The organism is Streptomyces sp. NBC_00080, assembly GCF_045041255.1.
Taxonomy (GTDB): Bacteria; Actinomycetota; Actinomycetes; order Streptomycetales; family Streptomycetaceae; genus Streptomyces; species Streptomyces coriariae.
Window position 1 is genome coordinate 3,959,464 of sequence record NZ_CP108235.1, and the last position, 12,470, is coordinate 3,971,933.

Annotated in this window: 15 protein-coding genes and 3 tRNA genes; 6 read left to right on the plus strand and 12 right to left on the minus strand. The window is 70.5% G+C overall.

Translation table 11 applies throughout. The features are described 5' to 3' along the window. Positions 1–63: 63 nt before the first annotated feature. Positions 64–1,290, plus strand: coding sequence for a pyridoxal phosphate-dependent aminotransferase (locus tag OHU34_RS17490; protein WP_054238894.1), 1,227 nt, complete (start codon positions 64–66; stop codon positions 1,288–1,290). 130 nt (positions 1,291–1,420) lie between these two features. After that, a complete protein-coding gene (locus OHU34_RS17495) occupies positions 1,421–2,449 on the plus strand; it encodes an adenosine deaminase (protein ID WP_405767101.1) in 1,029 nt (342 codons plus the stop codon). 38 nt (positions 2,450–2,487) lie between these two features. On the opposite strand, the gene OHU34_RS17500 is transcribed toward OHU34_RS17495, so the two are convergent. The 8 genes from OHU34_RS17500 to OHU34_RS17535 form a co-directional block, all read right to left on the minus strand. Next, the gene (locus tag OHU34_RS17500; protein ID WP_405767103.1) at positions 2,488–3,543 is read right to left on the minus strand and encodes a UDP-N-acetylmuramate dehydrogenase; all 1,056 of its coding nucleotides are present in this window, start codon (positions 3,541–3,543) and stop codon (positions 2,488–2,490) included. Positions 3,544–3,710: 167 nt separating this feature from the next. After that, entirely contained in the window at positions 3,711–5,183 is a 1,473-nt protein-coding gene (locus tag OHU34_RS17505) for a DHA2 family efflux MFS transporter permease subunit (RefSeq protein WP_142265712.1), read from the minus strand. 99 nt (positions 5,184–5,282) lie between these two features. Next, entirely contained in the window at positions 5,283–5,852 is a 570-nt protein-coding gene (locus tag OHU34_RS17510) for a TetR/AcrR family transcriptional regulator (RefSeq protein WP_020132682.1), read from the minus strand. A gap of 104 nt (positions 5,853–5,956) precedes the next feature. After that, a complete protein-coding gene (locus OHU34_RS17515) occupies positions 5,957–6,385 on the minus strand; it encodes a MaoC family dehydratase (RefSeq protein WP_405767107.1) in 429 nt (142 codons plus the stop codon). 7 nt (positions 6,386–6,392) lie between these two features. Continuing rightward, positions 6,393–6,875 (minus strand): MaoC family dehydratase N-terminal domain-containing protein, encoded by a 483-nt coding sequence (locus OHU34_RS17520; protein ID WP_142265709.1) that lies wholly within the window; start codon positions 6,873–6,875, stop codon positions 6,393–6,395. A gap of 150 nt (positions 6,876–7,025) precedes the next feature. Continuing rightward, the gene (gene rpmG / locus OHU34_RS17525) at positions 7,026–7,190 is read right to left on the minus strand and encodes a 50S ribosomal protein L33 (RefSeq protein WP_003948671.1); all 165 of its coding nucleotides are present in this window, start codon (positions 7,188–7,190) and stop codon (positions 7,026–7,028) included. A gap of 88 nt (positions 7,191–7,278) precedes the next feature. After that, positions 7,279–7,351, minus strand: a tRNA-Met gene (locus tag OHU34_RS17530). 46 nt (positions 7,352–7,397) lie between these two features. Further along, positions 7,398–7,470: transfer RNA gene (locus OHU34_RS17535), tRNA-Thr, on the minus strand. Positions 7,471–7,740: 270 nt separating this feature from the next. On the opposite strand from OHU34_RS17535, the gene OHU34_RS17540 reads away from it, so the two are divergent. Together OHU34_RS17540 and OHU34_RS17545 are read left to right on the plus strand one after the other, a co-directional pair. Beyond that, on the plus strand, positions 7,741–9,009 hold the full coding sequence (locus tag OHU34_RS17540) for a hydrolase (RefSeq protein ID WP_142265708.1): 1,269 nt from the start codon (positions 7,741–7,743) through the stop codon (positions 9,007–9,009). 86 nt (positions 9,010–9,095) lie between these two features. Then, a complete protein-coding gene (locus tag OHU34_RS17545) occupies positions 9,096–9,752 on the plus strand; it encodes an SDR family oxidoreductase (protein WP_230194911.1) in 657 nt (218 codons plus the stop codon). A gap of 109 nt (positions 9,753–9,861) precedes the next feature. Here the strand turns inward: OHU34_RS17545 and OHU34_RS17550 are convergent, their stop codons facing one another. Then, positions 9,862–10,083 (minus strand): hypothetical protein, encoded by a 222-nt coding sequence (locus tag OHU34_RS17550; RefSeq protein WP_230194912.1) that lies wholly within the window; start codon positions 10,081–10,083, stop codon positions 9,862–9,864. A 98-nt stretch (positions 10,084–10,181) separates the two neighbouring features. Between OHU34_RS17550 and OHU34_RS17555 the strand changes: the two genes are divergently transcribed. Then, positions 10,182–10,493 carry a hypothetical protein gene (locus OHU34_RS17555; RefSeq protein ID WP_230194913.1) on the plus strand — a complete coding sequence of 104 codons (312 nt, stop codon included), beginning with the start codon at positions 10,182–10,184 and terminating at the stop codon, positions 10,491–10,493. A gap of 218 nt (positions 10,494–10,711) precedes the next feature. On the opposite strand, the gene OHU34_RS17560 is transcribed toward OHU34_RS17555, so the two are convergent. Then, a complete protein-coding gene (locus OHU34_RS17560) occupies positions 10,712–10,936 on the minus strand; it encodes a hypothetical protein (RefSeq protein WP_142265704.1) in 225 nt (74 codons plus the stop codon). A gap of 273 nt (positions 10,937–11,209) precedes the next feature. After that, positions 11,210–11,291 (minus strand) — tRNA-Tyr (locus OHU34_RS17565). Positions 11,292–11,516: 225 nt separating this feature from the next. Between OHU34_RS17565 and OHU34_RS17570 the strand changes: the two genes are divergently transcribed. Further along, a complete protein-coding gene (locus OHU34_RS17570; RefSeq protein WP_020132689.1) occupies positions 11,517–12,005 on the plus strand; it encodes a YajQ family cyclic di-GMP-binding protein in 489 nt (162 codons plus the stop codon). Positions 12,006–12,111: 106 nt separating this feature from the next. On the opposite strand, the gene OHU34_RS17575 is transcribed toward OHU34_RS17570, so the two are convergent. Further along, entirely contained in the window at positions 12,112–12,378 is a 267-nt protein-coding gene (locus tag OHU34_RS17575; RefSeq protein ID WP_020132690.1) for a GlsB/YeaQ/YmgE family stress response membrane protein, read from the minus strand. Positions 12,379–12,470 lie beyond the last annotated feature (92 nt).

The following is a 12,470-nucleotide window of genomic DNA, read 5'->3' on the forward strand; positions in this document are numbered from 1 at the left end:
TCGGCTGACCAGTCCGTGAAACCCGTGTGCCGGGGCGGTTTCCGGTCTGAAACCATGGGTGCCATGAGCGCTGCAACCCCTCCCACCGAGCGCCGGGTCTCCGCCCGCGTCGGCGCGATCTCCGAGTCCGCCACCCTTGCCGTGGACGCCAAGGCCAAGGCCCTGAAGGCCGCCGGACGTCCGGTGATCGGCTTCGGCGCGGGCGAGCCCGACTTCCCGACCCCGGACTATGTCGTCGAGGCGGCCGTCGAGGCCTGCAAGAACCCCAAGTACCACCGCTACACGCCGGCCGGTGGTCTCCCCGAGCTGAAGGCCGCGATCGCCGCGAAGACGCTGCGTGATTCGGGTTACGAGGTGGACGCCTCGCAGATCCTGGTCACCAACGGCGGCAAGCAGGCGATCTACAACGCCTTCGCCGCGATCCTCGACCCGGGCGACGAGGTCATCGTCCCGGCGCCGTACTGGACCACGTACCCCGAGTCCATCCGGCTGGCCGGCGGTGTCCCGGTGGAGGTCGTGGCCGACGAGACGACCGGCTACCGGGTCTCGGTCGAGCAGCTGGAGGCGGCCCGCACGGAGAACACGAAGGTCGTGCTCTTCGTCTCCCCGTCCAACCCCACCGGCGCCGTCTACAACGCCGAGGACGCCGAGGCGATCGGCCGCTGGGCCGTCGAGCACGGTCTGTGGGTGATGACGGACGAGATCTACGAGCACCTCGTCTACGGCGACGCGAAGTTCACCTCGCTGCCGGGGATCCTCCCCGAGCTGCGCGACAAGTGCATCGTGGTCAACGGCGTCGCGAAGACGTACGCCATGACCGGTTGGCGGGTGGGCTGGATCATCGGTCCGAAGGACGTCGTCAAGGCCGCCACGAACCTCCAGTCGCACGCCACCTCGAACGTCTCCAACGTGGCGCAGATCGCCGCGCTGGCCGCCGTCTCCGGTGACCTGTCGGCCGTCGAGAAGATGCGCGAGGCCTTCGACCGGCGTCGCAAGACGATCGTGCGGATGCTGAACGAGATCGACGGCGTCCTCTGCCCGGAGCCCGAGGGCGCGTTCTACGCGTACCCCTCGGTGAAGGCGCTGCTCGGCAAGGAGATCCGCGGCAAGCGTCCGCAGGACTCGGTCGAGCTGGCCGCCCTCATCCTGGAGGAGGCCGAGGTCGCGGTGGTCCCGGGTGAGGCCTTCGGTACGCCGGGCTACCTGCGGCTGTCGTACGCGCTGGGCGACGAGGACCTCGTCGAGGGCGTGAGCCGTATCCAGAAGCTGCTGGCGGAGGCCAGGGACTGAGTTCGGACCACCCACGTGAGCAGTCCGCGGGCCGTCTCCCTCCGGGAGGCGGCCCGTTGCTTTGTGCGAGCAAGACCACGATCGGGGAAAGCGCTACCGGGACGACCGGAAGGTACGGCAGGATCCTGGAATGGAGCGTGTACGTGATGTCTCTGAGCTGCCGAAAGCCCATCTGCACCTGCACTTCACCGGGTCGATGCGGGCCACCACCGTGCTGGAACTGGCCGACAAGTACGGCGTGCACCTGCCGGACGCGCTGAACGAGGCGCTGACCAGCGGGGAACCACCCAGGCTGCGGGCCACGGACGAGCGGGGCTGGTTCCGCTTCCAGCGCCTGTACGACGCGGCGCGCAGTTGCGTCCGCGAGCCGGAGGACATCCAGCGGCTGGTGCGGGAGGCCGCGGAGGAGGACCTGAAGGACGGCTCGGGGTGGCTGGAGATCCAGGTGGACCCGACCTCGTACGCGCCCCGGCTGGGCGGGCTGATCCCGGCGCTGGAGATCATCCTGGACGCGGTGGAGACCACCTCGCGCGACACCGGGCTCGGTATGCGGGTGCTGGTCGCGGCGAACCGGATGAAGCACCCGCTGGACGCCCGCACCCTGGCCCGGCTGGCCGTGCGGTACGCGGACCGGGGAGTGGTCGGTTTCGGGCTGTCCAACGACGAACGCCGGGGCATGGCGAGGGACTTCGACCGGGCCTTCGCGATCGCCCGGGAGGGCGGGCTGCTGTCCGCCCCGCACGGCGGCGAGTTGACCGGCCCCTCGTCCGTCCGCGACTGCCTGGACGACCTGGACGCGAACCGGCTGGGGCACGGGGTGCGGGCGGCCGAGGATCCACGGCTGCTGAGGAGGCTCGCCGACCGGGGCGTGACCTGCGAGGTGTGTCCGGCGTCGAACGTGGCGCTGGGCGTGTACGAGAAGCCGGAGGACGTTCCGCTGCGGACGCTCTTCGAGGCCGGGGTGCCGATGGCCCTGGGCGCCGACGACCCGCTGCTGTTCGGCTCACGCCTGGCGGCGCAGTACGACATCGCGCGCCGCCACCACGCCTTCACGGACGAGGAGTTGGCGGAACTGGCCCGCCAGTCGGTACGGGCCTCGGCGGCGCCGGAGGACGTCAGGGCGAAGCTGCTGGCAGGCGTGGACGACTGGCTGGCGTAGCGCGGCGGGCGCAGGGCGCGGGCCGCCTCGGACGCGCCCTAGAGCCCGGCGCCGACCATCACCGGCTCGTTGACCAGCGTGACCCCGAACGCCTCGCGTACCCCGGCCACGACCTCGCGGGCCAGCGCCAGCAGGTCCTCCGTGGTGGCCGCGCCGCGGTTGGTGAGGGCGAGGGTGTGCTTGGTGGAGATCCGGGCGGGCCCGCTGCCGTACCCCTTGGTGAAGCCCGCCTTGTCGATCAGCCAGGCCGCGGAGGTCTTGGTGTGCCCCTCCCCCGCCGGGTAGGCGGGCGGCTCCGCGCCGTCGCCCAGCCGCTCCCTCACGCGCGCGTGGAACGCGGCGAAATCGGCGTCGGTGAGGATCGGGTTGGTGAAGAAGGAGCCGGCCGACCAGGTGTCGTGGTCCTCCGGGTCGAGGACCATTCCCTTCCCGGCGCGCAGCTTCAGCACGGTCTCGCGGGCCTCGGCGAGCGGCACCCGGTCCCCGGGCTCGACGCCCAGCGCGCGTGCCGTCTCGGCGTACTTCAGGGGCGCCGACAGCCCGTCCGCGTCCTCGAGGGCGAACCGGACGCGCAGGACGACATAGCGCTCGGGGTCGGCCTTGAAGCGGCTGTGCCGGTAGGAGAAGGCGCACTCCCCGTTGGTGAGCGTGACCGTCTCGCCCGCCCGGCGGTCGTACGCGATCACCTCGGTGATCGTCGTGGAGACCTCCTGGCCGTACGCCCCGACGTTCTGGATCGGGGTCGCGCCCGCCGAGCCGGGGATGCCGGCCAGGCACTCGACGCCGGCCAGTCCGGCCTCCACGGTACGGGCGACCGCGTCGGTCCAGATCTCGCCCGCGGCCAGCTCCAGCCGTGTCCCGACGAGTTCGCAGCCGCGCGTGGCGATGCGCAGGGCGGTGCCCTCGAAGCCCTTGTCGCCGATGACGAGGTTCGAGCCGCCGCCGACGATCAGCAGCGGCGTGCCGTCGGCGTCGGCCTCGCGTACGGCTGTGATCACCTCGGCGTCGGTCGTCGCGGTCACCAGCCTGGTGGCGGGACCGCCCAGTCGGAAGGTGGTCAGCGGGGCGAGCGGGGCATCGTGGAGTTCCTGCACGCGCCCCAGCCTACGAGACACCACCGACAGCCCCGCCCGCCCGGCCCTCGACAGCCCGCTCCAGCCGCCCCTCGCCGGTGACGGCACGCGCGTACGGCCCCGCCGAGGTGGACGGGACCGTACGCGCGCGTGCCGGACGTATCCGGGCTCTTCGTGTGCCGTGTGTCTCAGCGGGCGGCGGGCTCCGGAACGGGCGCCGCCTCGGAGTCCGCGTCAGGACCCTTCTGAGGACCCGCCCCGGATTCCGTCGCCACGAGGTCCGTTCGCCGCCGGGCCGGTATCAGCAGGGTGGCGAACCCGGCGAGGGCCACCACCGCCGCGCCCGTGACCAGCGCGGGCCGCAGCCCGTCGACGAAGGTCTGGCCGGACTCGTAGCCGCCCTGCGCCGCGAAGATCGACGACATGATCGCGATACCGAGGGCCCCGCCGACCTCCCGCAGCGCGTTGTTGGCGCCGGAGGCGATCCCCTGCTCCTGCGGGCGGACGCTGGACATCACCAGGTTGGAGGCCGGGGCGAAGAACAGCGCCATGCCGATGCCGCTGACTATCAGGCCGGGCAGCTGGACGGCGTAGGAGGCGTCGACGGTCGCCACGGCGGCCATCCAGCCGAGACCGGCGGCCTGGAGGAAGAGCCCGGTGGCGACGACCGGCCGGCCTCCGACGCGGTCGGAGAGGATGCCGGCGATCGGTGCGACGAGCATCGGCATACCGGTCCACGGCAGCATCCTGAGGCCCGCCTCGGTGGGCGAGTAGCCGAGGACGCCCTGCATGTACTGGCTGAGCAGGAAGATCGAGCCGAACATCCCGAGGAACATCAGCAGGCTCGCGGCGTTGATCCCGGCGAAGGCCCGGGACCGGAAGAGGCGCATCGGCAGCATGGGGTTCTTGGCCCGCAGCCCGTGCAGGACGAACCCGACGAGCAGGACGGCGCCCGCGAACAGGCCGGTCAGCACGAGCGGGCTGGTCCAGCCGTCGGCCGGCCCGCGCACCAGGCCGTAGACGAGTCCGAAGAGGCCGCCGCTGGCGAGCAGGGTGCCGGGGAAGTCGAGCGGGGCACCGGTGCCGTAGGACTCGGCGAGGCGCAGCCGGGCGAGCGGCAGCAGGGCGAGGCCCAGCGGAACGTTCAGCCAGAAGATCCAGTGCCAGGACACGTGTTCGGTGAGGCTGCCGCCGATGAGCGGCCCGGAGGCGACCGCGAGTCCGTTGACCGCGCCCCAGATGCCGTAGGCCATTCCGCGCTTGGCGGCGGGCACGGCGGCCGTGAGGAGGGTGAGTGTCAGCGGCATCATGACGGCCGCGCCGACACCCTGGACCGCGCGGGCGGCGATGAGGGAGCCGATGCCGGGGGCCATGGCCGCGGCGGCGGAGGCGGCGGTGAAGACGGTGAGCCCGGCGAGGAACATCCGCCGGCGGCCGAACCGGTCGCCGAGCGCCGCGCCGAACATCAGCAGCACGGCGAAGGTGAGCGTGTAGGCGCTCACGGTCCATTCCAGGTCGCCCAGACCGCCGCCGAGATCCTCGCGGATGGACGGCAGGGCGGTGGTGACGACGAGGTTGTCGAGGGCCGCCATGAACCCGGCGACGCTGGTGATGACGAGGGCCCAGACTGCTCCCCCGCGACGTGCGGTCTGCTCTGACATCGCTCCCCCAGCGGGTGGTCTTCGGTTAGTAATTGATGACTAACTTTTGCGCCCATGAAAAGGCGCCCTTCAATGGCGACGGCGAACCCGCCGCCCGCGCTACTTCTCCAGCCGGCCCTTGATCCGAGCCGAGGGATACATCCCCTCCCAGACCCGGTCTCCGGGCGCGAACCCCATGGCCACCAGGCAGTTGACGAGCATGCCGTACGCCATGAAGGTCGTCGTCTCGTTCACGTCGGCACCCAGGGGCACATGGACGGTGTCCCAGAGCCGCATCCACCCTGCGCGCACGGCCTCCCCGAAGCCGTGGTCGCCCTCCGCCTCCGCGGCGGCCACCGCGACATACGTCTGCATCTGCATCATCAGCCGTTCGGGCTGCTCCGCGATGACCCTGGTGTACGCGTTCGCCATGGCGTGCAGGGCTTCTTCGCCCTCCAGCCCCCTGGCGGCCTCCTCGAACGTGCGGACGGTGTCGTCCATGCAGCGCTCGGAGGCCGCGAGGAAGATCGCTTTCTTGCCCGCGAAGAGCCGGAAGAGATACGGCTGCGAGACACCCACGCGCCTGGCGATCGCCTCGGTGGAGGTGCCGTGATAGCCACCCCGGGCGAACTCACTCGTCGCCGCGCGGATGACGCTCTCGCGCCTCTCGTCTGCGCTCATCCTGACCATGCGCTCAAGTTAGTGCTCAATCACTAACTAAGTCAAGACCCGGCAACGCGTAAGGGGCGCCTCTCCCTGGAGGGCGCCCCTTACGTCGTGTGTGCCGCCTCGGATCAGGCCAGCCGTACGACCGCCCGGGACATCCCGAGGACCTTCAGCCCGCCGCTGGTCACGGTCAGGTCGACCCGCACGGTGTTGTCGTCGAGCTTGGCGCCCACCTTGCCGGTGACCTCGATCACGGCACCCTGGTCGTCGTTCGGGACGACGACGGGCTTCGTGAAGCGAACGCCGTAGTCGACGACCGCGCCCGGGTCGCCGATCCAGTCGGTGACGACGCGGACCGCCTCGGCCATGGTGAACATGCCGTGCGCGATGACGTCCGGCAGGCCCACCTCCTTGGCGAACTTCTCGTTCCAGTGGATGGGGTTGAAGTCCCCGGAGGCACCCGCGTACTGCACCAGCGTGGCGCGGTTCACGGGGAAGGACCGGGACGGCAGTTCGGTGCCGACCTCGACGTCGTCGTAAGCGATCTTCGCCGTCATCGATTCCTCACGCCTTCCCGTCCGTGACGTCCGCGGATTCCGCCGGCTCCGCCGCGCGGGCGACGAGCTTGGTCCAGGCGGTCACGACGTGCTCGCCGCTCTCGTCGCGGACCTCGCCCCGGATGTCCAGGATGTCGTTGCCGGCCATGGACTTGACCGCCTCGATGGTCGAGGTGACCGTGAGCCGGTCACCGGCGCGCACCGGGCGCCGGTAGGCGAACTTCTGGTCGCCGTGCACCACCCGGCTGTAGTCGAGGCCCAGCCGAGGGTCCTGGACGACCTGTGCCGCCGCCTTGAAGGTGATCGAGAACACGAAGGTCGGCGGCGCGATCACATCGGCGTACCCGAGCGCCTTGGCGGCCTCCGGGTCGGTGTACGCCGGGTTGGCGTCGCCCACGGCCTCGGCGAACTCGCGGATCTTCTCCCGACCGACCTCGTAGGGATCGGTGGGCGGGTAGGTCCGCCCGACGAAGGACTGATCGAGCGCCATGGCCTCGGCACCTCCTGGTTGCTCCGCTGCTCTGCTGTTCCACTGCTTGGTGCCGTACCGCTCAGCGTTGCTCTACTGACCGGTACGGGTCGCTCAACGACACGAGGCCGCCCCCGATCACTCGGGGACGGCCTCGCATACGAGCCTGATTTATCGCGTTTCGCGGTGCGCGGTGTGCGCATTGCAACGCGGGCAGTGCTTCTTCATCTCCAGTCGGTCCGGGTTGTTACGCCGGTTCTTCTTGGTGATGTAGTTCCGCTCCTTGCACTCCACGCAGGCCAGCGTGATCTTCGGGCGGACGTCGGTGGCAGCCACAGGAGTGCTCCTTGACGAACGGATGGGACATATAACGCATGAAAGAGTAGCCGATCGAAGGACCGACCCCACAATCGGCTACTGTCAGTAGCGGTGACCGGACTTGAACCGGTGACACAGCGATTATGAGCCGCTTGCTCTACCGACTGAGCTACACCGCTTTGATGGGATCAGGTCCCGCCTTGCGACGGGAACCTCACCCACCAGAGCCCCAATACGGAATCGAACCGTAGACCTTCTCCTTACCATGGAGACGCTCTACCGACTGAGCTATTGGGGCGAGCGATGAAGACATTACACGGTCCGCAGCCGTTCACCCAAATCCGTTTCGCGAGGCCCTCCCGGACCGACCGGAGGCCCGATTCCCAAGGTCCCAGCGGCCTCCCGGGCCCCTCCCGCACGCCGGACCACACCGGTACGACTATTGCGCTCCTCCCCGCCGGCGCCGAAACGCCGTCCTAGGCTCGACTCACTCTGCGTGATCTTGCGTCCCCGCGACCGCGCGTCACCCGCGTCCCCGCGCAGTCCCGAGCCGAGCCCCTGGAGTGCGATGCCCGACAGCCAGCCGCAGCCGCCCCCTTGGCCGTCGTCCTCGTCCGGCGCCGCGGGAGGTTCTCCGGACCCGGCCGCCCTCCTGCTGAGCGGTGCGCGGCTGACGGACGGCCGGACCGTGGACGTACGGCTGGGCCGCGGGCGTATCGAGGCGGTCGGCACTGCGGGCAGCCTGACGACCGGCCCCGTCCGTGGCGGCACGCGCGTGGACCTCGGCGGCTACCTCCTGCTCCCCGCCCCCGCCGAGCCGCACGCGCACGCCGACACCGCGCTCACGGCCGATGCGGACGGCCCGGTCTCGTACGCCCCCGAGGACGTCCAGCGCCGTGCCACGGAGGCCGCGTTGCTGCAACTGGGCCACGGCGCGACGGCGCTGCGCGCCCATGTGCACGTGGGCGACGTCCAGGGCCTCGGCGCGCTGGCCGCCGTACTGCGGGCCCGGCGTTCGCTGCGCGGGCTCGCCGAACTGACGACGGTGGCGATGCCTCGGGTACTGACCGGGGCGGCCGGGGCGGACGGGCTCGCAATGCTGCGGGACGCGGTGAAGATGGGCGCCTCCGTGGTGGGCGGCTGCCCGGACCTGGACCCCGATCCGACGGGCTACGTGGAGACCGTCCTGGAGGTCGCCTCCGAGCACGGCTGCCCCGTCGACCTGCACACCGACGCCGCCGACCCGGCCCGCCTCGCCCGCCTCGCCGCGATGGCCGGCGGTCTGCGCCCCGGCGTCACCCTGAGCCCCTGCGGCGGCCTCGACGACCTCCCCGCCGATACGGCCACCCGCACCGTCGACCAACTCGCCGCCGCCGGCGTGACGGTGGTCTGCCTCCCCCAGGGCGGCTGCGGCACCGTCGACCACCGGGACGCGGCACCCGTACGGCTGTTGCGCGCGGCCGGCGTCCGGATCGCCGCGGGCAGCGGGGCGTTGCGGGACGTCTCCAACCCGGTCGGCCGCGGCGACCCCCTGGAGGCGGCCTACCTGCTCGCCTCCCGTCACGGCCTGCGCGCCGAGGACGCGTACGACGCCGTGAGCACGTCCGCGCGAGCCGCGCTGGGCCTCCCCGAGGTCCGCGTGGAGGCGGGCTTCCCGGCCGACCTCCTGGCCGTCCGCGGCGACCGGCTGGCGGGCGCCCTGTCCCTGGCGTACAGCAGGATCGTGATCCACCAGGGCCGCGTCGTGGCCCGCACGAGCGCGGTCCGCGAGTACCGCAGCTCGACAGCCGCCCCCGAGTGGGGCCTGCCGAGACAGGGACGGGGACAGCTGTCGTAGGACGGCGTGGGCGGGCCCGCGAGTTGAGCCGGGACCCGGGTGAGGTCATGCGGCGGATGCGGGTGTCCGGGCGTACGGTCGGAAGCATGCGCATTGTCATCGCTGGTGGTCATGGTCAGATCGCGCTGCGGCTGGAGCGTCTGCTCGCCGCGCGCGGGGACGCGGTCGCGGGGATCATCCGCAAGGCGGAGCAGGGCGACGACCTGCGGGCGGCCGGCGCCGAACCGGTCGTCCTGGACCTGGAGTCGGCGTCCGTCGAAGCGGTCGCGGAGCGGCTGCGGGGTGCGGACGCGGCGGTGTTCGCGGCGGGTGCCGGCCCGGGCAGCGGAGTGGGCCGCAAGGAAACCGTGGACAAGGGCGCGGCGGTCCTGTTCGCGGACGCGGCGGTCCGGGCGGGCGTACGGCGCCTCGTGGTCGTCTCGTCCATGGGCGCGGATCCCGATCACCAGGGTGACGAGGTCTTCGACGTCTACCTGCGCGCCAAGGGCGAGGCGGACGCGCACGTGCAGGGCCTGGACTCCCTAGGCTGGACGATCCTGCGGCCCGGCACGCTCACGAACGACGCCGGCACCGGTCTGGTCCGCCTGGAGGCCCACACGGGCCGCGGCTCCGTCCCACGAGACGACGTGGCCACCGTGCTGGCCGAACTGCTGGACACCCCGGCGACATCCGGCCTCACCCTGGAACTCATCAGCGGCTCGACACCGGTGCCGGTGGCGGTCAGGGCGGTGGCGGGCAACTGAGCGACGTCGTGCGTCGGATGGCGCCCCGAAGGACCAGGCCCTGAACGACCGGAACGCCAGAACCCTGGAAGCCCTAGAAACCCTGGAAGCCCTAGAAACCCTGGAAGCCCTAGAAGAGCGGCAGCTGTCCCGGAAAATCCGGGACCACATAACCGTCCAACGACGGCTGGGCCGCGCCCAGTTGTGCCGCACTGCGCGAGCCGGGGCAGGAGACGAGCTCCCCGGTCCCGCGCGCCCCCGGCGGGTCGTGCCGGGCGAACCGTCCGGCGACGACGGCGATCTCGCGACGGCACACGGGGCAGGTTCTACGACGACTGGACGCGCTGGACATGCCGTCAGTCTGCCCCAGTGGGCCACGCGGGTACCCCACGGCGGGACGCGCGCCGCTCGCCGCGCGGAAGTGCGATCACCTCCCTAGCATCCGTACACGTGGCACATACCTTCGAGGAACTCGTGGAGAAGCAACGCGCGGCCGACGAGGCACACGCGAGGGTCGAAGCGCTGCGGGACACGTACGGCGCACCCACGGCCACCCCCTGGCCGGAGATCCAGACCGACACCTACGAAACCGCCTGGCGCGCCTGGCGCGACCTCGCCCGGGACGTACAGGCCGCGGTGACCGAACACGCCAAGGACGAGAACAGACCACGCAACGACATCGAGGCAGAGGTGAAAAGAGCGGCGAAGACCCCCTCTCCGGAGGTCTCCGAACCGCCGGAAGACCCCGCCGAAGGGAAGTGAGGCGGGGCGCCGCCGCCCCGGTGTCTCCCTGTTCCCCTGTCCCCCGCACACGAAGAAGCCCCTCCGCGCTGCGTATGCGCAGTTCGGAGGGGTTCCCGCTGTCAGCACGGCGACACCAGGAGCCGAACGGCCCCGGTCGGCGGCGTCTGCTGTCTGCTGACTGCTGACTGCTGACTGCTGACTGCTGTCTGCTGTCTGCTGTCGGACGGTGACGCGGCTCAGCAGGTGCCGGCGCGCACGGCCTGCCACGGCATGCCGCACGGGTTCAGTGACGGGCCCGCCGGCTGGACGAACCGGTAGAGCGTGTGGTTCTCGCAGACCTGGACCTGTCGAAGATCCAGGCAGGCGTCGTTGTTGAAGGTGAGGGCCTGGGCCGAGCCGGACCCCATGAAGACGGCGACGCCGGCGACGCCGGTCGCGATGACAAGACCGATCTTGCGCACTGTTCCCCCAAGGATTGGTAGGCGCATCGAAAGAGAGCACCACCATCGTGCTGACGTGCCAGATGGGTGCACAGGTCACGAGCCGTTCACGTGTGACCGGTTGAGCTCCGGAACAACAGCGATCGCGCACTCCGCCACTTCGAATCGACGTCGGCCGGGCGTCCATATGATCTTCGCCACGCCGCGCTGTCCACCGGGCCCGCTCGCCAGAGCGCATGACGAAGGGCCCGTGACCTGCTGTGTAAGCAGGTCACGGGCCCTTCGTTCTCAGCGTGGCGGCGCCAGGATTCGAACCTGGGAAGGCTGAGCCGGCAGATTTACAGTCTGCTCCCTTTGGCCGCTCGGGCACACCGCCGGGTTTGCCGCCTGTTCGAACCGCTTTTCGGCGGTGCTCCCTGGCAACGACGTAAACGATACCCGATGCCCAGGGGTGCTTCGCCACCTGATTCCTCACCGCCCGGAGCGGGTGGGATGACTAGGCTTGTGCGGATGCGGCCCGGGATCACGCCGGGCTCGGCGGTCGCCCCCACGTACGCCGATACGCACCCGACACGCACCCCGATACAAGGAGCCACAGGACATGGCCGACTCCAGTTTCGACATCGTCTCGAAGGTCGAGCGGCAGGAGGTCGACAACGCCCTCAACCAGGCCGGCAAGGAAATCTCGCAGCGCTACGACTTCAAGGGCGTCGGTGCCTCGATCTCGTGGTCCGGCGACAAGATCCTGATGGAGGCGAACTCCGAGGACCGGGTCAACGCCGTCCTCGACGTCTTCCAGTCCAAGCTGATCAAGCGCGGGATCTCTCTCAAGGCGCTGGAGGCGGGCGAGCCCCAGCTCTCCGGCAAGGAGTACAAGCTCTTCGCGGAGATCAAGGAGGGCATCTCCCAGGACAACGCGAAGAAGGTCGCGAAGCTCATCCGCGACGAGGGCCCCAAGGGCGTGAAGGCCCAGGTGCAGGGCGAGGAACTGCGGGTCAGCTCCAAGAGCCGCGACGACCTCCAGACCGTCATCACCCTGCTCAAGGGCCAGGACTTCGACTTCGCTCTGCAGTTCGTGAACTACCGGTAGTCGGCCGGACGGACACGAGCCGGACAGACGCGAGCCGGACAGCTACGAGCAAGGGTGGGCGCCCGTGGGGCGCCCACCCTTCTCGTTCGGTCCGCCGCGGAGGTGCTCAGTCGCGTGAGTTGCCGAACAGCAGGCGATAGACGATCAACAGCACCAGTGAACCGCCGATCGCCGCGGCCCAGGTCGCGCCGTCGTAGAAGTCCTTGGTGATGGGGTGGTCCAGCCAGCGGGCCGATATCCAGCCGCCGATGAACGCGCCCGCGACGCCGATGAGGGTCGTGCCGATGAAGCCGCCCGGGTCGCGGCCCGGCAGCAGGACCTTGGCGATGACTCCGGCCAACAACCCCAGGATGATCCAGCTGATGATGCTCATGTCCTGAACCTGCCCTTCCGTGCTGTGCCCGCGCTGTCCGGACACTGTGATGTCGCTCGCTCCGGACGGGCTGTGCTCGTTTGCGTCGCACC